The sequence below is a fragment of the Pseudomonas sp. P9_2 genome (assembly GCF_034008255.1).
Lineage (GTDB): Bacteria > Pseudomonadota > Gammaproteobacteria > Pseudomonadales > Pseudomonadaceae > Aquipseudomonas > Aquipseudomonas synxantha_A.
Genome location: NZ_CP125376.1, coordinates 3199886 through 3218632, shown reverse-complemented (window position 1 = coordinate 3218632; position 18747 = coordinate 3199886). Strand labels below are relative to the sequence as shown.

General features: G+C 60.1%; 21 protein-coding genes and 1 pseudogene. 4 read left to right on the top strand and 18 right to left on the bottom strand.

The annotated features are described in order from the left end of the window. Positions 1 to 25: 25 nt before the first annotated feature. Positions 26 to 847 (bottom strand): SDR family oxidoreductase, encoded by an 822-nt coding sequence (locus tag QMK52_RS14405; RefSeq protein ID WP_194438966.1) that lies wholly within the window; start codon positions 845 to 847, stop codon positions 26 to 28. A 148-nt stretch (positions 848 to 995) separates the two neighbouring features. Beyond that, complete coding sequence (locus QMK52_RS14400; RefSeq protein WP_005790497.1) at positions 996 to 1475, bottom strand: GNAT family N-acetyltransferase; 480 nt, start codon at positions 1473 to 1475, stop codon at positions 996 to 998. A gap of 189 nt (positions 1476 to 1664) precedes the next feature. Here QMK52_RS14400 and QMK52_RS14395 point away from each other — a divergent pair, with 189 nt between their 5' ends. The 4 genes and pseudogenes from QMK52_RS14395 to QMK52_RS14380 form a co-directional block, all read left to right on the top strand. Beyond that, positions 1665 to 2861: an MFS transporter gene (locus QMK52_RS14395; protein ID WP_194438968.1), complete on the top strand. Its 1197-nt coding sequence runs from the start codon at positions 1665 to 1667 to the stop codon at positions 2859 to 2861. Between the two features lie 85 nt (positions 2862 to 2946). Next, entirely contained in the window at positions 2947 to 3285 is a 339-nt protein-coding gene (locus QMK52_RS14390; protein ID WP_005790501.1) for a hypothetical protein, read from the top strand. A gap of 51 nt (positions 3286 to 3336) precedes the next feature. Further along, the gene (locus QMK52_RS14385; RefSeq protein WP_005790502.1) at positions 3337 to 3603 is read left to right on the top strand and encodes a hypothetical protein; all 267 of its coding nucleotides are present in this window, start codon (positions 3337 to 3339) and stop codon (positions 3601 to 3603) included. 31 nt (positions 3604 to 3634) lie between these two features. Beyond that, positions 3635 to 3814 (top strand): annotated as a pseudogene (locus QMK52_RS14380) (termination factor Rho); the annotation flags it as partial. A gap of 104 nt (positions 3815 to 3918) precedes the next feature. On the opposite strand, the gene QMK52_RS14375 reads toward QMK52_RS14380, so the two are convergent. The 16 genes from QMK52_RS14375 to fabG form a co-directional block, all read right to left on the bottom strand. Continuing rightward, on the bottom strand, positions 3919 to 4848 hold the full coding sequence (locus QMK52_RS14375; protein WP_005790506.1) for a PfkB family carbohydrate kinase: 930 nt from the start codon (positions 4846 to 4848) through the stop codon (positions 3919 to 3921). Beyond that, positions 4841 to 6307, bottom strand: coding sequence for a purine-cytosine permease family protein (locus QMK52_RS14370; protein ID WP_320402999.1), 1467 nt, complete (start codon positions 6305 to 6307; stop codon positions 4841 to 4843). The genes QMK52_RS14375 and QMK52_RS14370 overlap by 8 nt, the downstream gene beginning before the upstream one ends. A gap of 188 nt (positions 6308 to 6495) precedes the next feature. Continuing rightward, positions 6496 to 7497, bottom strand: a complete 1002-nt coding sequence (locus QMK52_RS14365; RefSeq protein ID WP_005790510.1) for an ADP-ribosylglycohydrolase family protein — start codon at positions 7495 to 7497, stop codon at positions 6496 to 6498. Further along, complete coding sequence (locus QMK52_RS14360) at positions 7494 to 8207, bottom strand: GntR family transcriptional regulator (protein ID WP_005790512.1); 714 nt, start codon at positions 8205 to 8207, stop codon at positions 7494 to 7496. The genes QMK52_RS14365 and QMK52_RS14360 overlap by 4 nt, the downstream gene beginning before the upstream one ends. A gap of 70 nt (positions 8208 to 8277) precedes the next feature. Beyond that, positions 8278 to 8838, bottom strand: coding sequence for a DUF1285 domain-containing protein (locus tag QMK52_RS14355; protein ID WP_032879868.1), 561 nt, complete (start codon positions 8836 to 8838; stop codon positions 8278 to 8280). A 16-nt stretch (positions 8839 to 8854) separates the two neighbouring features. Beyond that, complete coding sequence (locus QMK52_RS14350; protein ID WP_194438971.1) at positions 8855 to 9460, bottom strand: DUF4823 domain-containing protein; 606 nt, start codon at positions 9458 to 9460, stop codon at positions 8855 to 8857. Positions 9461 to 9559: 99 nt separating this feature from the next. Then, a complete protein-coding gene (locus tag QMK52_RS14345; protein WP_005790516.1) occupies positions 9560 to 10528 on the bottom strand; it encodes a GTP 3',8-cyclase MoaA in 969 nt (322 codons plus the stop codon). Between the two features lie 139 nt (positions 10529 to 10667). Next, positions 10668 to 11333: a TetR/AcrR family transcriptional regulator gene (locus tag QMK52_RS14340; RefSeq protein ID WP_320402998.1), complete on the bottom strand. Its 666-nt coding sequence runs from the start codon at positions 11331 to 11333 to the stop codon at positions 10668 to 10670. Between the two features lie 444 nt (positions 11334 to 11777). Continuing rightward, positions 11778 to 12563 carry a TatD family hydrolase gene (locus QMK52_RS14335; RefSeq protein WP_005790519.1) on the bottom strand — a complete coding sequence of 262 codons (786 nt, stop codon included), beginning with the start codon at positions 12561 to 12563 and terminating at the stop codon, positions 11778 to 11780. Between the two features lie 63 nt (positions 12564 to 12626). Further along, positions 12627 to 13616 carry a DNA polymerase III subunit delta' gene (locus tag QMK52_RS14330; protein WP_005790520.1) on the bottom strand — a complete coding sequence of 330 codons (990 nt, stop codon included), beginning with the start codon at positions 13614 to 13616 and terminating at the stop codon, positions 12627 to 12629. Next, positions 13609 to 14241 (bottom strand): dTMP kinase, encoded by a 633-nt coding sequence (tmk, locus tag QMK52_RS14325; protein WP_122732276.1) that lies wholly within the window; start codon positions 14239 to 14241, stop codon positions 13609 to 13611. The genes QMK52_RS14330 and tmk overlap by 8 nt, the downstream gene beginning before the upstream one ends. 19 nt (positions 14242 to 14260) lie before the next feature. Next, complete coding sequence (gene mltG, locus QMK52_RS14320; RefSeq protein ID WP_320402997.1) at positions 14261 to 15382, bottom strand: endolytic transglycosylase MltG; 1122 nt, start codon at positions 15380 to 15382, stop codon at positions 14261 to 14263. A 1-nt stretch (position 15383) separates the two neighbouring features. Next, positions 15384 to 16199 carry an aminodeoxychorismate lyase gene (pabC, locus tag QMK52_RS14315; RefSeq protein ID WP_122732278.1) on the bottom strand — a complete coding sequence of 272 codons (816 nt, stop codon included), beginning with the start codon at positions 16197 to 16199 and terminating at the stop codon, positions 15384 to 15386. Further along, positions 16199 to 17443 carry a beta-ketoacyl-ACP synthase II gene (fabF, locus tag QMK52_RS14310; protein ID WP_005790527.1) on the bottom strand — a complete coding sequence of 415 codons (1245 nt, stop codon included), beginning with the start codon at positions 17441 to 17443 and terminating at the stop codon, positions 16199 to 16201. Before fabF ends, pabC begins: the two co-directional genes overlap by 1 nt. Positions 17444 to 17571: 128 nt before the next feature. Beyond that, positions 17572 to 17808 (bottom strand): acyl carrier protein, encoded by a 237-nt coding sequence (gene acpP / locus QMK52_RS14305; RefSeq protein ID WP_003175607.1) that lies wholly within the window; start codon positions 17806 to 17808, stop codon positions 17572 to 17574. Between the two features lie 191 nt (positions 17809 to 17999). Next, positions 18000 to 18743 (bottom strand): 3-oxoacyl-ACP reductase FabG, encoded by a 744-nt coding sequence (gene fabG / locus QMK52_RS14300; protein ID WP_005790544.1) that lies wholly within the window; start codon positions 18741 to 18743, stop codon positions 18000 to 18002. Positions 18744 to 18747: the final 4 nt, after the last annotated feature.

The following is an 18747-nucleotide window of genomic DNA, read 5'->3' as shown; positions in this document are numbered from 1 at the left end:
CTCTTTCTTGTTATTGGAAAACGATTTAGTCGTGGTACATCACCGAACGCCCGCCATCGATCATCAGGCACGTGGCGTTGATAAAGGGTGCCTCGTCGGTCGCCAGGAACAGCGCGGTCATCGCCACCTCAATGGGTTGGCCGATGCGCTTGGGCGGGTGCAAGTCAAACGCGCGCTGGCGTTCGGCGCGGGGGTCGGGAAAGCCGTTCCAGTAGTCGACGTTAAGCTGGGTTTCGATATAGCCCGGGGCGATAGCGTTTACGCGGATCCCCTTGGGCGCGTATTCGATGCCCAGGGCGCGAGTGAGGCCGAGCAGGCCATGCTTGGCGACAGGATAAGGAAAGCAGCCGGGGATGATGTGGCTGGAATGGGTGGAGGCAATATTGATGATGTTGCCGATGCCCTGCTCGATCATGTGCGGCAGCACTGCACGGCAACCGAACCAGGCGCCATCAAGGTCAATGGCGAAACAGCGGCGCCAATCCTCGTCGGTCATTTCCAGCGGGTCGCGAAACACATTGACCCCGGCGCAGTTGACCAGTACGTCCACCCGGCCAAAACGCTCGATGGCGAGATTGACCAGCGCCTGCCATTGCTCTTTGGAGGTGATATCTACAGGTTGTGCGCAAATCTCGGCGCCACGTTCGCGCCAACAGGCGGCGACTTTCTCGACTTTTTCACCCTGGATGTCCGCAATCACCAACCGCGCCTGCTGGGCCTGGAAGCAAGCCACGATCGCCTCGCCAATGCCTTGCGCAGCGCCGGTGATGATCACCACCTTGTTCTTCAGCCGCTCGCCGTAAGTCGGCTCGGGCACGGCGGGTAGGGACAACGGTTGTGCCTGCATCGCTTCACCTGTTTTATTTTTGGTAGTGAGTGCTGATGCAAGCGACTATAAACCCAGACCTTGAAATATCTCAATATATAAATTTGCATCCCATATTGTGAACAAAGACAAAAAAAACCGGCCATTGATAGCCGGTTTGGAATGTCGGTCAGCCTTGGGCAAAATCCCTCAGCGCCTCGCCTTCCATGCGATAGCGCACCCACTCCTCCTGAGGCTGGGCACCGATGGATTTGTAGAAGGCAATCGCTGGTTCATTCCAGTCCAGCACGCTCCACTCGAAACGCCCACAGCCGTTATCACAGGCAATCTTCGCCAGGTGGCGCAACAGCTTCTTGCCCGCTCCGCCGCCGCGTTGCTCCGGGTTGATATACAAGTCTTCCAGGTACAGGCAGTTGCTGCCCAGCCAGGTGGAGTAGCTGAAAAAGAACACGGCAAAACCAATCGGCAAACCGTCGCGCAGGCAGATCAGACCATGGGCGGTAGCGCCCTCGCTGAACAGGCTGCGCTCGATATCCACCACGCTGGCGATCACTTCGTGCCGGGCTTTCTCATATTCGGCAAGCTCGGTGATGAAACTCAGGATCTGCGCAGCATCGCTGGGTACGGCGGGGCGAATCTCGATGGTCATGGGCGCGCCTTGGGCAATTTCAAAGGCCACATATTAAGGCGGTTTGATGACCGATTGCAGCGCAATCTCATGCCGACGCAAGTCTTTTTACTCCGCCCCAGAGTAATGCCAGCACCAGTAATCACAGAACAATCCCAATGAGCGCCCATGGTAAACAAGCTGCATAATTCCAACATTCAGGTCCTGCTCATGCCCACCACGTCTGCAGTTGGCACGAAGACATTCGCGCTGTTCTGCCTCGCCAGTTTCTTATTGTCGCTGTCCTACGGCTCGACCTTTTTGCTGTCGCTGCTGATTCATTCACGCGGCGGCAACGAGCACGACGCCGGCAGTGTTATTGCCACGGCAATGCTCAGCACTTTTGTGGCGGTGGTCGTTTCCGGGCACCTGGCGGATGCGCTGGGCGCAGCGCGAGCGATTGCGGGCACGGGTGTAATGCTGGTGGTGGCCTGCCTCGGGTTTGCCCTGTCCCCCGGGTTTGGCCAGGGCCTGATGTTGTTCGGGCTATCCCTGGGCTTGGGCTGGGGCGTGTTCTATACCCTGGGGCCGATCATCGTGACCCTGCTGGTGCAACCCCAGCAGCGCGCCAAGTATTTTGCCCTGCTGTCCGGCAGCATGTTGAGCGGGATCGGTTCCGGCCCGTTGCTCGGGCGCGCCGCCACCGCGCTGGGCTTGCCCCTGACGACAGCGTTCTACATTGCCGGGTTGGCCAGCCTTGCCGGGGTTGTGATGTTCTGGCGCATGGGCGCGCAGTTCAAACAGCACGCAAACGTGCCGGCGTCGAAGATTACCTGGACAGCAAGCCGCCGCGTGCTGACGTCCAAGGCAGCGTTCGCCATCTTGATGGTCGGCCTGGGTGGCTGCGTGTTTGGTGGGTTGTCGTCATTCCAGACCAGCTATGCGCTGGCCCATCAGCTGGATTATTCACTGTTCTTCGCGGGTTTCCTGACTGCTGCGATCACCAGCCGGCTGCTGATCGCCGGCTTTGTGGTCAAGCGTGATGCCTATCAGGCTGCGTGCGTATTGTCCGGCGTCATGTTTGGCGCGGTTGCGCTATTCGCGTTCGGGGTGAGCGGTAACTTCAGCTATCTGGTGGCTGCCGCCACGCTGGGGGTCGGGTATGGCCTGACGTACTCGGTGATCAATGGGCTGGTGGCCAATGAAGCACCCAGCGGCACCATGTCCCAGGCATTATTGCTGTTCAGCCTGGCGTACTTTATCGGCGTCTTCGGGTTCCCGTGGCTCGCGGGCAAGATGATTGTCGAATTCGGCCTGTCGACGATGCTGTTGAGCGTACTGGTCATCGCGGCACTGAACTGGTCGATCACCGTGGCGCGCCTGATCGTGCGGCGAGTATCGATACATAAAGTGATACAGGTGAGCTGATACCGTTCGTCGCCATCAAGGCACGAACAGCAAAGGGTGGCTGACCAATAAAGGGTAAGGACATTAATCATATGGAGACACCCTCATGAAAAATTCCAAATTTGCTGCCCTCGCCCTCACCGGCCTGCTGTCCGCGGCGTCCCTGAGCGCCTTTGCGGCGACTTCGTCGACCGGCCCCACCGACCCGACGCCCGACGCGACGACTGAATCGCAGAAATCCATGGGCACTGGCCTGGATACCAACGGCGGCGCGATCATCGACAATACCAACGGCGCCGACCCTCACACCCAGGGCCATGACACCCAGCGCCAGGCCCCGGCTGCGGTCGGCAACGGCAAAATGGGCCCGTCGGTCAATGAGCCGAAGATCAATAAAGGCGACGACTCGAATCTGCCAGGTGCACCGAAACAACCAGCGCCTTGATAGATCCCTGGCAACACCAACACCCGATCATTTCCCAGTGAAGAGGTACACATGAACGTCGATAGAAACCTTGAAAAAGAAGTCCTCACCCGCCTGTTGCACGCTCATCCCCAGGGCTTGGGCAAGGAGGTACTGGACAACTACCGCGGTGAGAAAGAAGTCGCCAGTGTCTTGGCGTTTCTGCAAGATCGCGGGTTGATCAAGGATGGGCATGTGACCACCGACGACGCCGGTGAATACTCGTTGAACCTGCCGATCAAGCTCACCGCCTCGGGTGTGGATGAGGCTCGCAAGCTCGACGGTGCAGGCCCTCGGTAAGTCATTTCTGGTCTGGCCCTGCGACCGGGGCCAGAAGGAGTCGCCCAAGCGCGCGGCGACCAACCGTGAGGGGCACCTGCGCAGCAGTAGGGCTTCATTAGGTAAGCAATCCAAGGAAAGTTTGTTGAAAGAAGCACGGGCCAAGGATATTCGTGGGCGCTCGACCATGAGTAAGGATGAGTTGGTCCAAGCGCTGAAAAAAGCAGGTTAAACATCGATCCGAAATGTGGGAGGGGGCTTGCTCCCGATGGTGGCATGTCAGTTTGCTTATCTTTAACTGACACGACTGCATCGGGAGCAAGCCCCCTCCCACATTTAGGTTGGTGTGTATTCGTTGGCTAGTGCATCGACTTCGGCTGCGCCTGGGCAAGTAGCCGGCCCCCAACGTGTCACCGCCAACGCCGCCGCAGCATTCGCTCGACGCGCCGCCTCGACAGGTTTCAAGCCCTGCGCCAAGCCGGCAATAAACACCCCTGCGTGCGCATCCCCCGCACCGTTGCTGTCGACCGCTTGCACTTTGAAACCGGGCACATGCTCGATGCCCCCTGTGCGCCCTACCCAGCAACCATTGGGCCCATCACGTACGACCAGCAAGGTTTGCGCAGGCAGATGTCGACTCAACTCAGGCAACGCCGCGGCGATCTCAAGGGCACCGGTAAACGCCAGAGCTTCCGGGCCATTGCTGGTCCAGATATCGATACGTGCCAACAACGCCCGCATCAAGACTGAATCCTGCGCCTTGACCAGCGGTCCAGGATCGAACACCACTACGATCTCTCGCGGCAGCGCCAGCAGCCAGTCGATCAACGGCTGCGCCTTGCCCTCAAGGAGCAGGCTGTAGCCACTGACGTACACGTAGTCATCGGCGAGCGGGACGATCCTGGCCAAATCTTCGGCACTCAATTCGCCTTCGGCGCCGATATGAGAAATGAACGTACGCTCAGTGGTGGCCTCGGTCAGGGACACACACAAACCAGTGTCCTTCTCGCTGCTCGCAGTCAATGCCATTTCAATCTTTTCAGCCTGCATCGCGGCGCGAGCCAAGTCACCAAACCGGCCATTGCCGTGGCGCCCAAGGTAAACCACCGACATCCCATTGCGCCGCGCCGCCGCCATGACGTTGAAGCCACCACCCGCTTCGAAACTGGCAGATTTGGCCAGTACGTCACCGCCAGTTGCCGGCAGGGTGTCGAGGGCCATGACCAAGTCGACAATGACCTGGCCGGTATGCAGTAATCTAGGCATGGGTACCCTCTACCAAAGCCGGGCGACGATCAGACGCGCCGCCCAGTACCGCATAAAGGCCGCCTGCGACCAGGAATGTGACGATCCAGCCCAGGCCGTTGTGGCCCAACCAGGAGTCGGACAGCGGCCCGGCGAACCAGATATTTTGCGCGGTGGTGCCGATGGTGGTGAAGCAGAACCCCAGCACGATAGCCACGGCCCAGGCGCCGAACGCACGCCACTCCACACCGCCGCGATACCAGTAAGCGCTGCTCGGACTGACATCCAGCAAGTCCTTGGGGCTGTAGTAATGCCGGTGCATCAGGTCGACCACGAAGATCCCGACCCACGCCGTAATCGGCACCGCCAGCAACGAAATGAAGGTGATGAAGGGGCCATAGAAGCTGTCGGCGATCAGCATGAAATAGATGGAACCGGCAAAGATCGCCACGATATCGACAATCACCGCGTGCACGCGCTTGACCTTCAAACCCAGGGTCAGGGTGGTAAGACCGGCCGAATACACCGACAGGTTATTCGACAGCAACAGCCCGCCGAATGCGGTGATCAGGTAAGGCACCGCCATCCAGGTGGGCAGCATGTCGCGGATCGCGATGATGGGGTCGGTGGCCGACGCCAGGTCGTTGTTACCCACTGACAGCAGGCCACCAAGGGTAATCAGCAACACCAGCGGGATGCCCGCGCCAAAGGCGGCGCTGGCCACCAGGCGCACAGCCTTGACGCTGCGGTGCTGGTAGCGCGACATATCGGCACCGGCGTTGGCCCACCCAATGCCGGTGCCGGCGGCCATGGTGCCGACGCCGATGATCATCGCGCTCAACGGCGCAGGTGTGGCATTGAACACCGCGCTCCAGTCGATAGTGGCACACAGAAAGCCGCCCACCAGGATATTCAAACCGCCAAAGACATAGGTGGCCCACTTCTGGATCACCAGCAGCGTGGCGTGGCCGAGGCCGGACACTGCCAGGGTCAGCAGTACAAAGATGGCGATGAAGATCAACGTGAGTACGGGGGCGCTTTTCGCCTCTACCGCCGAACCGAACAGGATCGAACACAAGGACAGCAACACAAAGGCCGCCGTGGTGGTGTTGACAGTTTCCCAACCCAGGCGCGACATCAGCGAGACCACCGTCGGGCCGATATTGCCGCGTACGCCAAAGATAGCGCGGGATAACGTCAGGCTGGGCGCGCGACCACGGCGGCCGGCGATGGAGATGATGCCCACTACCGCGAAGGAGCCCGCTGCGCCAAGGATTGCGACGATGATCGCCTGCCAGATGGCCAGGCCCCGAAACGCGACCAACGTTGCGCCGAGCGGCAAGCCGAGGATGCTGATATTGGCGGCAAACCATACCCAGAACAGTTGCAGCGGATGGCCGTTGCACTCGCCTTCCGGGACCGGCTCGATGCCGCGTGTTTCCAACTGCCCGGCGCTTTGGCCACTAGAGGTGCTGCTCATGAAGGGGTGCTCCTGGTGCCTGTATTGTTGTGGTTGTGGCAGCGAGTCGAATCTTTATGCAGTCTTCCTGACTCAACGCTTTTTAATGTGGGAGATGGCTTGCCTGCGATTGGGGTGTGTCAACCAGCCCAGCAGCAACTGGAAAACCGCTGTCGCAGGCAAGCCAGCTCCCACATTTAGTTCCGTGTTTATCGCAAGGCCAATAACGCTTGGACCAGCGGCTGCAAGTCCAGGCCATTGACCTGCTTGACCTGCTCGATCAGCGCCTCTGGCCAGCACTGCATCCCCAGGCACGCGCCGAGCATGGCCCCCAGGATCGCGGCGATCGTGTCGGTGTCGCCCCCCAGGCTGGCGGCCAGGCACAGCGCTTCGAAGGCATTCATATCGCCGGACGCGACTTGCTGCGCCAGGGCGAACGACACCACCACCGACTCTTGCGAGGCAACAGACGTCCCGATCAATTCGTAGAGCAAATCGGCAAACAGGGCCTTGTCATCGCTGCCGACACTCAGGGTGCGGGCCCAACTGATGCGAGTGGAAATGCGTCCACCGGCCACCCAGTGGCCATGGCTTTCAGCCTGCTGGGCAATCTGAATGCCGATGTTCAAGGCTTCGCCGAGGTCCACGCCATTGATGCCGGCGGAGACCACCGCCGCCACGGCCGCGGCACTGGAGATACCCAGGCTGGTGTTATGGGTGACCTGGCAAGCCTGGATCACCGCCTGGATAAACGAGGCTGTCTCGCTCACATCGGCGGCGATGCCCACCGGGGTGATGCGCATGGCCGCACCATTGGTGGTGCCGTAGCGTCCGGACTCTTGCGGCGTATGGCCAGCCAGGATCATATCAATCGCCCGTTTGGTCGACGGCCCGAGCAGGTCCTGGGAACCCTTGGCGCGCATTCCCGCTTCCCAGTCGATCAGGCGCTGGGCAAGCACGGCAGGTTCGATCCGGCCTTGGCCTTGCACCAGCAACTCAGCGACCAGGATGGCCTGCTCGGTGTCATCGGTAATGGAACCGGCGGGCATGTTCGGTGCGATGGGCTGGTCGGCATCGGCGTCTTCCAGGGCGGTGATAGTTCCGAAGCGCGCTTTCACCTGTTCGCGGCTCAAGGATTGTGTGGGCATACCCAAGGCATCGCCCAGGGCCAAGCCATAGAAAGCACCGAGTGCGCGATCTTCCCGGGTCATTTGGCGGCTCCAAACTGCAGATGCAGGCGAAAGTGCAGCGGGTCGAGCAAACTTTCGACATGCTCCATGAAGCGTTCGCGACGGTCGTAGGTGGTGCGCGAAGCTTTGAGAAATACCGTGCCGGTAGCGCGCCCGAGCAATTGAGCATCTTCATCGCTCAGGGGCTCGGCGCCGATCCACTGGTCACCTTCGGCGCCCACATAACCGTAGGCCGCCAGGGTGATAGTCAGGGAATCATCGATCAGGCCAATGCGGGGCAGGCTTTCCAGGCCGCCCACTGCTGGCATCAACGAACGCTCCAGGGACACCGCAACGCCATCGGCCGTGTTCCGGCGGCGATCCAGGGCAATAAATTGATCGGTGCCGAAACGGCTGAACAGGTCCGGGCGCGTCACGGCTTCGAAACGCAGCACGTCGGTGCTCACCTGAGCCCCCGTGTCTGCCAGGGCCTGGGCCCAACCGCTGCGTTGGTCGAGGACCATACCATCAAAGGTGACGATGGAGCCGACACCACTCTGGGTGGCGATATAGTTACGGCGCTTGAGCTCGGCCAACGCTTCGCGCAGCGTGCCACGGCTGACCGCAAACTCCTCGGCCAACTGATGCTCACCCGGCAACAGCAAACCGTCGGCCATGACCCCACCTTCGATACGGCGGATGAGCTCGTCGACGACGCGTTTTTTCTTATCAAATCGAACATGTCTAATCATGTACAAATTGATAACCGAAAGCGGGCATTTACAGCAAGGGAATTATTTCAGGGTGAAGGCAGAATCAGCCTCAGGGTTCCAGGCCGATGGGGAAAAACTCCCCTGCACTCCATACGCCAAGCCAGTTCTGACCGTTTATCGGACGAGTCACCGCCAGCTCCACCAATTGGTAGAACACGTTGCGATGCACGAGGGCTTCAAGGTTGGTGCGAACTCGCACGTAGGGTGCAGGTTCCTGGGTGACAGGGTCCGTCACCACCCGCAACGGGTGTTCGAGGCCGGCCTCGACCTGCTCGTCGACGTTGGTGGTAAAGCGCAATACCTGGCTTTCGCCCTGCCCTTGCACGTCCAGTGTTACCGCCACAAATGGCGCATCATCGACGCTGATGCCGACTTTTTCTACCGGCGTCACCAGGAAATAATCATCGCCATCACGGCGCAGGATATTGGAAAACAGTTTGACCATCGGCTTTCGCCCGATAGGCGTGCCCTGGTAAAACCAGGTGCCGTCGCGGGCAATGCGCATGTCGATGTTGCCGCAAAAATCCGGGTTCCACAGATGCACCGGTGCCGGCCCCTTGCCCTTGGGCAGTTGGGCCAATAGGTCATTGGCCTTGGCGGAATCGGTCATGGGGCTCTCCTCAGGTCTACTGATTGCTCATACCCAGCAAGCCTCGGGCGTATTGCGCCAGGGGGCGGGCAATCAGATCTTGTGGCGATGTGTCGTGGAACGTCAGTAAACCGCCACGACTGCGAATACGTGCAGTATCAATCAAATACTGGGTGCTGGTCTCGATCAACATGACCTGGATCACACCGCTGTCCAGCCCCAGGCGGTCCAGAGCTTGCTGGTCGGTCCACTCATCGGCATTGCCGATACGGTCATCGGCTGCCGCAAAACGGCAATACAGCAGGTAGTGAGCCCCCGCCCCGCGGGCTTCGGCCATGGCCTGCTCAAGACCTTCGGGTTGGCGAGCACGACGAACCATGGGGAAATATTCGACGAAACCGTTGAACGCTTCCTCGGCGACCACGTTGGGTCGCGGGTACGCGCTGCCCGGCGGCACGAAGGCGCCTTGGGCGATAAACACAAAGGAATCCGGCTGTATGCGCACCGAGGCCGTACGCCGGGTGTCGCTATGGTCCAGCAGCCCGGCATCGCTCATCTGATAGCGAGTGCCTTCGGCCATATCGCTGACGGTCATACAACCACTCAGGGCCAACGCCGCCAGCAGTAAAACCAGACTACGCATCCTAATCCTCCAGAAGCCGGTGACGGAAAACCGGCGAATGGGCGTGAGATGCAGGTTCTGCGCCAGCTTGAAGGCCAACACATTGAGGCATGCGCGACCTTAGCCGCCAATGATCTTCATGATCGTCGCGCCGCCCGAAAACGCCACTTCCTGCTTGTCGCCCAGCGCCTTCATCAACAAGCCCTGCAAGGCCGGCAATGCCTGGTGGCGCGGTTGATCAAGCAAGTCACCGACGTAGTGGCGATTGCTTGAGGACAAGCAACCATGCAGCCAGCCCGTGGAGGACAACCGCAACCGCGAACACGTACGACAGAACGGTACACTTTCGTTGGCGATCACGCCGAAGAAGCCTTTGCCCGGTACTTCGTAGCGTACGGCGGTAGCGTCAACGGGCGCGTTGGCTTGCAGGTATTCGTGGCGCTCACCGATCAGGCTGAGCAATTGCTGCAAGCTGACAAATTGCTGGAGGAACGCGTTGGAGTCTTTCGCCAGGTGCCCCATGCGCATCAATTCGATAAAGCGCAACTCGTAGCCACGCTCCAGGCAGTAATCGAGCAGAGGCATCACCTGATCCAGGTTCTGGCCACGCAATGGCACCATGTTGACCTTGATCTTGATGCCGGCCGCGCTGGCCTGGTCCATACCATCGAGCACGGTGGCCAGGTCGCCGCCACGAGCGATGCTGCGAAAGGCATCGGCATCCAGGGTATCGAGGGAGACATTGATACGCCGAATGCCGGCATCCACCAGCAACGGCAGTTTGCGCGCCAGCAGTTGGCCGTTGGTCGTCAGGCTGATGTCGCTGAGGCCCATCTGCCCTACCGCGTCCATGAACGCTTCCAGCTTGGGGCTCACCAGCGGTTCGCCGCCGGTAATGCGCAAGCGTTCGATGCCCGCCGCTTCAATCAGGTAAGCCACGCCCCGGGCCATGGCAGCGGCCGAGAGTTCGTCCTGGGCAGCCACCAGCCGCTTGCCGTCAGGCACGCAGTAGGTACACGCGTAATTGCAGGCTGAGGTCAGGCTGATCCGCAAATTGCGAAAACGCCTGCCTTGACGATCAACGATCATGGATCACTCCGGCAGAAGATAATTCGGGCGCGCTAAAAGCTGACTCATAAATCAGCTTTTAGCAAGGTCCTTGCCTGAGTATATTCCTGGGTTAATACCCCTGGCAGTAAATCATTGCCCCATCACTGCGGCGAATAACTTACGTAGCCGCGGTCTCATTACCTTTTTCAGGCCCAGGCAGTTCAGTGCTGTGCTTGCGCTTGTTGCCCATGCGCACGCCGATGTCCATCAGGAACTGGAAGAAACCTTCCTGATCCTCCAGCACATTGCTCCAGAACGGCGAGTGATACAGCGCCACGGCGCCATGCACCAGGGCCCAGGCGGCGCAGTAGTGGAAATACGGCGGCACGTCTTCAAGCTTGCCTTCACTGATACGCCCCTTGATCAGCAGGGTCAGGCGTTCGAAGTTCGAGGCGCGGATCTTGTGCAGCTCCTCGACCATTTCCGGCACCTGGTGCCCCTTGACCACCTTCTCTTCCAGGCGGTCGAACAGGCGGTAGCGCTGCGGGTCACGCATACGGAACTCGAAGTAAGCGCGGGACAGCGCTTCCTTGTCCTTGTCGACATCGGCCGAGTGCAGCAGCTCGTTCAAGTCGCGCTCGTAGTCGAGCATCAGGCGCAAGTAGATCTCGGCCTTGGATTTGAAGTGCTTGTAGATGGTGCCCTTGCCGATACCCACGGCATCCGCAATCATCTCTACCGTGACGCTGTCTTCGCCCTGTTCGAGGAATAACTTGAGTGCGGTGTCGAGAATTTCCTGCTCACGGCGGCGAAACTCACGGACCTTACGGGGTTCTTTGTGCATGAGGAAGAAGTCTGCAAAGGTCGGAATAGGGAGGGTTGCGCAGGGCCACAGATACGTGGCGATACGATTTACCCGATGCGAGGGATTATCCCGACTGAACGGTCGTTGGGCAATGTCTATGTGAACCCGCGATGCACTTAACTTTCAATACGCCAACGTTTTTATCGATATCAGTCAGAAATAGACGCGCCGCCTGAAGCTGCTCACCTGCTCAATGAGAACTCAAGCTAAGCGGGCGTATTCCAAATCTGTTTAAAAAACGATCAGATCTGACTGGACTGAATCGGATACTGATCAATACTTCAACTGTCGCCGCGACATCTCCCCCAAGTGACGCGACGACCTGGGTACCGACGGACTGCGTGCCCTTGTTTTACTCCTAATGGTCTTAGCCCGGATTCACCCCCCAGAACCCGGGTTTTTTTTGCCTGCGATTCAGCCGTGCTATCCGGCTACATGGGCCAACGGAAACAGGCGTTTGAAGTTTTCGGTGGTCTGCTCGGCGAAGCGCTCGTACGACTCGCCGCGCAGCATCGCCAAGTAATCGGCCACGTCACGCACATATTCAGGCAGGTTTGGCTTGCCGCGGTGGGGAATAGGTGCCAGGTACGGCGAGTCGGTTTCCACCAGCAGGCGGTCGGCTGGCACTTGGCGAGCCACGTCGCGCAGCGCGTCGGCGTTGCGAAAGGTGACGATACCCGACAGGGAAATATAGAACCCCAGGTCCAGAGCAGCCTTGGCCATGTCCCAGTCTTCGGTAAAACAATGCAACACACCGGCCTGCGGCAGCGCGGCTTCGCGCAGCAAGGTCAAGGTATCGGCGCGGGCACCCCGGGTGTGGACGATCACCGGCTTGCCGGTCTGCCGGGCGGCCTGCAAGTGCAGGCGGAAAGAGGCCTGCTGCAACTCGGCGGCTTCAGGCTCGTAGTGGTAGTCCAGGCCGGTTTCGCCAATGGCCACCACCCGTGGATGGTTGAGTTCGCCCAATAGCCAATCCAGAGCCGGGGCTTCGCCGGGCTTGAGGTCCAGCGGGTGGATGCCCACCGAGCAATCCACATCGGCGTAGCGATCAGCCAGGGCTTTGACGTCGCCGGCGTTTTCAGCGCTGACGCCGATGCACAGAAAGTGCCCTACCCCACGCTGGCGTGCAGCTTCAAGGGCGGCGTCGAGGGAACCGCCGTGCTGGGCAAGGTCAAGGCGATCAAGATGGCAATGGGAATCTACGAGCATAGGAAGTCAGGGCTTAATTCACAAAAAGGGTCTGGCCGACCATACACCTGTCGGCCGCGAAAATTAACGGCGCCCGAGCAGGCCAACCCACTGCACCAGCAGCGCCTCAAGCAACAGCACGCGGTTGAGGTTGGCCTTACCGAGTACCTTCTGGCGCTGCGCGAGGATCCAGTCCTGAATATTCAGCACTTTGTCCTGGGCACTTTTCTGCGCCAGGTATTGCACCACCTTGCGCATATCCGCCAGGCCAAGGCCGTTTTCATCCTGGGTCAGTTGGTAGCGCAGGATCAGGCTGGACCAGTCGCAGAACCAGTCGAACAACAGCAGCAGGGGAATATCCTTCCAGGCGCTTTCAGCCAGTTGCGTGGCGGACAGCTCCTGCTTGAGCAGCTTCTTCACACCCTCCACAACCAGTGCCCGTTGCTCACGCACGCCCTGGGTTTGCAGCTTCACTGCCGCCAGGGGTGAACCGGCCGCCAGGGTCAACAACTCGACCCGTTCCTGCTCGGTGCACTCCGGCAACGCCTGCGCCAGCCATTGCAGGCTCATGGCCTCGCTCGGCAACGGGCACGCCTGCTGTACGCAGCGGCTGCGAATCGTCGGCAACAAACGGCTGGACTGATGGCTCACCAGCAACAGCACGGTGTCGCCGGACGGTTCTTCAAGGCTTTTGAGCAAGGCGTTGGCGGCGTTGATGTTCATCGCCTCGACTGGCTCGATCAGCACCACTTTGCGCCCGCCCATCTGCGCGGTCTGCACTACGAAGCTGACGAGGTCGCGTACCTGGTCGACCTTGATCGCCTTGTCGGCTTCCTCGGGCTCCAGCACATAGTTGTCCGGGTGACTGCCGGCCTTGAGCAGCAGGCAGGATTTGCACTCGCCACACGCCTGCAGATTGACCGGGCGCTGGCACAACAGGCTGGCCATCAAGCGCTCGGCGAGGTGACGCTTACCGATGCCCACTGGCCCATGCAGCAAATAGGCATGGGCGTGCTGGGCACGACCGGCCAGTTGCTGCCACAGGCTGTCCTGCCACGGGTAGGACTCAGCCACGAGTGCGCTCCAGCAGAGTCGGCAACAGCGCGTCGATGGCCTGTTGCACCTGGTTCAACGGCTGCGCCGCATCGAGCAGGTAATAACGCGCCGGCTCAGCCTTGGCGCGCTGCAGGAAAGCGCTGCGCACCGCGTCGAAAAATACCGGGCCTTCCAGTTCGAAACGATCCAGACGACCGCGAGCGCTGGCGCGGGCCATGCCCACTTCCACGGGCAGATCGAACAGCAGGGTCAAATCCGGACGCACATCGCCCTGTACGAAGGTTTCAAGGGTGGCGATACGCTCTACTGACAAACCTCGGCCACCGCCCTGGTAGGCGTAGGTGGAATCCGTGAACCGATCACAAATCACCACGGCGCCGCGGGCCAGCGCGGGGCGAATCACTTCGGCCAGGTGTTGGGCTCGGGCGGCAAATACCAGCAGCAGCTCGGTGTCCGGGTTCATTGGCTCATCACCCGGGGCCAACAGCACTTCGCGTATACGCTCGGCCAGCGGCGTACCGCCCGGCTCGCGGGTCAGCACCACTTCAATGCCCTGCGCACGCAGGCGCTCGGCCAGGTAGTCGCGGTTCGTGCTTTTACCGGCACCTTCCGGGCCTTCCAGGGTAATAAACAAGCCAGTCACAGGCAGTCCTTAGTCAGAGTCATTGCGGGCTTTGCGGCGCGGTACTGTCCGGCGCGGGCTCAATCGGTGCCTCGGCAGGTGCGGTTGCATCTTCCAGCGGTTTCACCACTGGAGCCGGGCTGGAGCGGTAATCGCCACGCCGCTTGAGCTGGAACTCGCGCACGGCGGCATTATGGGCATCCAGGTTATCCGAGAAAATATGGCTGCCGTCGCCACGGGCGACAAAATACAGGCTGCTGCCCGGCACCGGGTTCAGCGCTGCATGGATCGCCTCGCGACCGACCATCGCAATAGGCGTGGGCGGCAGGCCGGCGATCATATAGGTGTTGTAGGGGTTGGCTTCCTTGAGGTGGGCGCGGGTCAACTTGCCGTTGTAGCGCTCACCCAGGCCGTAAATCACGGTGGGATCAGTCTGCAGCATCATGCCGATCTTCATGCGGCGCACGAACACTCCGGCAATCTGCCCACGCTCTTGCGGCACGCCGGTCTCCTTTTCCACCAGGGACGCCATGATCAGTGCCTGATAAGGGTCGGTGTACGGCGCATCGTCGGCACGCTTGCTCCACTCCTGGGCGAGCACATCGTCCAGGCGGTTGTAGGCTTTTTTCAGGAATTCGACATCGGTCATGCCGCGCACAAAACGGTAGGTGTCAGGGAAGAAACGCCCTTCCGGAAACTCACCCGCATGGCCGAGCTTGTCCATCACTTCGCTGTCAGTCAGGCCAGGAAGGGTCTGTACGATTTTTTCATGCTTGGCCAGGGCGGTGCGCACCTGGCGGAAATTCCAGCCCTCCACCAGGGTCAGGCTGTATTGCACCACTTCGCCGCGCTGCCACAGGCCGATCAAGCCTTCGGCAGTGAGGCCGGGTGTCATGCGATATTCGCCGCTGTGCAGTGGCTGGCCTTCAAGGTTGAAGCGCCAGTACAGGCGCAACCAGAATGCATCGTCGAGTACACCGTCGGCTTCCAGACGATTGAAAGTACCTGTTGGGGTAGCGCCAACCGGCACGTCGAGCAACTGCTCCTGGGGCAGCTTCAGGGGCTGCTTGAGGGCAGAGTCGAGTTTCCAGGCCGAAAAGCCCACGAGCAACGCTGCCGAGACCAGGCTGATCTGCAGCAGTAACACCAGTTTTCGTATCAACTCAAATATCCAATAGCGCGCGAACAATACCCTGCAGTTTACGGGTGAGCGGCCCAACCGGCCAGCTCATCGCAGCGCATCCACGCACCGGCCAAATGCCATATACGCTGTTGCAGACGAAGACTTCATCGGCCTGCTGCAACTGCTCAATATTGATGTCGGCCACGGCCACCGGGACGCCCAGCGCTTGTGCCTGGGCCAGCAGCTCGGCGCGCATCACCCCGGCCACGCCGCAACGAGTCAGATCAGCGGTTAGTAACAAACCGTTGCGCACCAGGAACAGGTTGCTGAACACGCCTTCGATCACCCGCCCGGACATATCCAGCATCAAGCCTTCGGCATGTTCGGTATCTTGCCATTCGGCACGGGCGATCACTTGCTCCAGGCGGTTGAGGTGCTTGAGACCGGCCAGCAGCGGCTGTTCAGCCAAACGCGTGGAACAGGGGAACAGGCGGATGCCTTCGATTGCATGGGCGGGCGGGTAAGCAGCGGGCGCACTGCCCTGCAAGATACGACGCACCGGGGCGCCGGGGTTGATGCCATAACCGCGCAGGCTGTCGCCACGGGTGAGGACCAACTTGAGGACACCGTCACCCAGCGCGGCGGCGAAGCCAAGCACTTCGTTGCGAATCAACCCGTGATCCGCCACCAGTGCCAAGCGCCTGCAACCCTCTTCCAGGCGTTGCAGGTGACGGTCGAGCAGCAACGGCTGCCCGGCCTTGACGGCGATGGTCTCGAATACCCCATCGCCATACGCCAGGCCACGATCTTTCAGGGGCACGCTGCCCGCTGGCTGACCGTCGACCCAGCTGTGCATCACTCGGCGAACCGGCGGAACACCAGGGAGCCGTTGGTGCCACCAAACCCGAACGAGTTGGAGATCACCACGTCGATCGGCATCGGTTGCGCTTCGTGGGGCACGAAGTTCAGGTCGCAGCCTTCGTCCGGCTCATCAAGGTTGATGGTCGGCGGAGCGACCTGATCCTTGATCGCCATGACACTGAAGATCGCCTCGACCGCGCCCGCCGCACCCAACAGGTGGCCGGTCATGGACTTGGTGGAGCTGACGGCCAGCTTGTAGGCATGTTCACCGAACACCGACTTGATGGCTTCGGCTTCCGCCAGGTCGCCGGTCGGCGTCGAAGTACCATGGGCGTTGATGTACTGCACCTGGTCAGGGTTGACCTTCGCATCGCGCAGTGCATTGGTGATGCAGCGCGCAGCACCGGCACCGTCGGACGGTGGCGACGTCATGTGATAGGCATCGCCGCTCATGCCAAAGCCGATCAACTCGGCGTAGATGGTGGCGCCACGCGCCTTGGCGTGCTCCAGCTCTTCGAGCACCAGGGCACCGGCGCCGTCAGACAGCACGAAGCCATCACGGCCCTTGTCCCATGGACGGCTGGCCCGGGTCGGCTCGTCATTGCGGGTCGACAACGCACGGGATGCACCGAAGCCACCCATGCCCAGGCCGCAGGCGGCCATTTCAGCGCCACCGGCGATCATCACATCCGCTTCGTCATAAGCGATGTTGCGCGCCGCCATGCCGATGCAGTGGGTGCCCGTGGTGCACGCCGTTGCGATGGCGTAGTTAGGCCCTTGTGCACCCAGGTGGATGGACAGGAAGCCGGAAATCATATTGATGATCGAGCCGGGCACGAAGAACGGTGAAATTCGACGCGGGCCGGAATCGTGCAGCGTGCGGCTGGTTTCTTCGATATTGGTCAAACCGCCAATCCCCGAACCCATGGCCACGCCGATGCGGTCACGGTTGGCGTCGGTGACTTCCAGGCCGGCGTTGCGCACCGCCTGAAAACCGGCTGCCAAGCCGTATTGAATGAACAGGTCGAGCTTGCGGGATTCTTTGATCGAGAGATATTCCTCGACATTGAAGCCCTTTACCGAGCCGCCAAAACGGGTGGAATAGGCAGAAAGGTCCGTGTGTTCGATCAGACCAATACCACTGCGGCCAGCCAGAATGCCCTGCCAACTGCTCGGCACATCCGTACCCAGTGGCGACAACATACCCATACCGGTGACTACGACGCGTCTACGCGACACAGCACTCTCCTTTTTCTAATGACGACACTTCGATTCGCAGCTTACTTTTCATCACCGCCTAAAGAAAAAACCGCACGCCGTTACAGCAGTGCGGTTTTTCCCTGACAGCAAGCGACGACTACAAACTATTACGCCTGGTGGCTGGTAACGTAGTCGATGGCAGCTTGAACAGTAGTGATTTTTTCAGCTTCTTCGTCCGGGATTTCGGTCTCGAATTCCTCTTCCAGAGCCATCACCAGCTCAACGGTGTCAAGGGAATCGGCACCCAAGTCTTCTACGAAGGAAGCAGTGTTGACCACTTCTTCTTCCTTAACGCCCAGTTGCTCGGCAACGATTTTCTTGACGCGCTCTTCGATGGTGCTCATACCTTGTTTAACTCCTAATGGACAAATTCAGGCAGCTGGCCAGTGGGTAAGTGTATAGAAAGCCATTTCAGCTTTTCAACTGAAAGCTTCACCCTGTACCCGGTCGGCCACCTGCCTATAAATTAAGTTGCAGCTTTATAACGGATTTTAGACAGCTCGTATGACATTTTTTTGAAGCGATCCGTCACAATTTAACTCATGTACATCCCGCCGTTCACCGGGATTGTAGCCCCAGTCACGTATGCCGCACCGTCGGATGCCAGGAAAGTGACCACATTCGCGATCTCTTGAGCCTGGCCCAGACGGCCCAGCGGAATCTGCGTCAGCAACGCTTCACGCTGTGCTTCCGGCAGTTCGCGGGTCATATCGGTGTCGATGAACCCTGGGGCCACCGAGTTGACCGTAATCGACCGCGAACCGACTTCACGTGCCAGTGCACGGCTGAAACCTTCCAGACCGGCCTTGGCGGAAGCGTAGTTTACTTGGCCTGCGTTGCCCATGGCACCCACTACGGAGCCAATATTGATAATTCGGCCCCAACGCGCCTTGGTCATGCCGCGCAAAACACCCTTGGACAGGCGGAACAGACTGTTCAGGTTGGTATCGACCACGTCGTACCACTCGTCGTCTTTCATGCGCATCATCAGGTTGTCACGGGTGATACCGGCGTTGTTCACCAGAATCGCCGGCGCACCGAACTGTGCAGTGATCTCGGCCAGTACGGCAGCCACGGACTCATCGCTGGTCACATTCAGCTCAAGGCCGGTGCCCTGCACGCCGTTTTCCTTCAGGGTCGCGGCGATACGCTCGGCGCCCGAGGCGGAAGTGGCGGTGCCGATCACAACGGCGCCCTGACGGCCCAGCTCCAGGGCGATCGCCTGGCCAATGCCACGGCTAGCGCCGGTAACCAGTGCAACTTTACCTTGCAGACTCATGCAG

Coding starts and splice junctions, on each gene's coding strand:
- QMK52_RS14335 (WP_005790519.1), bottom strand. CDS start 12,563: ATGCTCGTAGATTCCCATTGCCATCTTGATCGCCTTGACCTTGCCCAG.
- QMK52_RS14350 (WP_194438971.1), bottom strand. CDS start 9,460: ATGCGTAGTCTGGTTTTACTGCTGGCGGCGTTGGCCCTGAGTGGTTGT.
- QMK52_RS14355 (WP_032879868.1), bottom strand. CDS start 8,838: ATGACCGATTCCGCCAAGGCCAATGACCTATTGGCCCAACTGCCCAAG.
- QMK52_RS14340 (WP_320402998.1), bottom strand. CDS start 11,333: ATGCACAAAGAACCCCGTAAGGTCCGTGAGTTTCGCCGCCGTGAGCAG.
- QMK52_RS14365 (WP_005790510.1), bottom strand. CDS start 7,497: ATGACCCGGGAAGATCGCGCACTCGGTGCTTTCTATGGCTTGGCCCTG.
- pabC (WP_122732278.1), bottom strand. CDS start 16,199: ATGCACAGCTGGGTCGACGGTCAGCCAGCGGGCAGCGTGCCCCTGAAA.
- fabG (WP_005790544.1), bottom strand. CDS start 18,743: ATGAGTCTGCAAGGTAAAGTTGCACTGGTTACCGGCGCTAGCCGTGGC.
- QMK52_RS14370 (WP_320402999.1), bottom strand. CDS start 6,307: ATGAGCAGCACCTCTAGTGGCCAAAGCGCCGGGCAGTTGGAAACACGC.
- acpP (WP_003175607.1), bottom strand. CDS start 17,808: ATGAGCACCATCGAAGAGCGCGTCAAGAAAATCGTTGCCGAGCAACTG.
- QMK52_RS14400 (WP_005790497.1), bottom strand. CDS start 1,475: ATGACCATCGAGATTCGCCCCGCCGTACCCAGCGATGCTGCGCAGATC.
- QMK52_RS14395 (WP_194438968.1), top strand. CDS start 1,665: ATGCCCACCACGTCTGCAGTTGGCACGAAGACATTCGCGCTGTTCTGC.
- QMK52_RS14405 (WP_194438966.1), bottom strand. CDS start 847: ATGCAGGCACAACCGTTGTCCCTACCCGCCGTGCCCGAGCCGACTTAC.
- QMK52_RS14345 (WP_005790516.1), bottom strand. CDS start 10,528: ATGATCGTTGATCGTCAAGGCAGGCGTTTTCGCAATTTGCGGATCAGC.
- QMK52_RS14375 (WP_005790506.1), bottom strand. CDS start 4,848: ATGCCTAGATTACTGCATACCGGCCAGGTCATTGTCGACTTGGTCATG.
- QMK52_RS14390 (WP_005790501.1), top strand. CDS start 2,947: ATGAAAAATTCCAAATTTGCTGCCCTCGCCCTCACCGGCCTGCTGTCC.
- QMK52_RS14360 (WP_005790512.1), bottom strand. CDS start 8,207: ATGATTAGACATGTTCGATTTGATAAGAAAAAACGCGTCGTCGACGAG.
- QMK52_RS14385 (WP_005790502.1), top strand. CDS start 3,337: ATGAACGTCGATAGAAACCTTGAAAAAGAAGTCCTCACCCGCCTGTTG.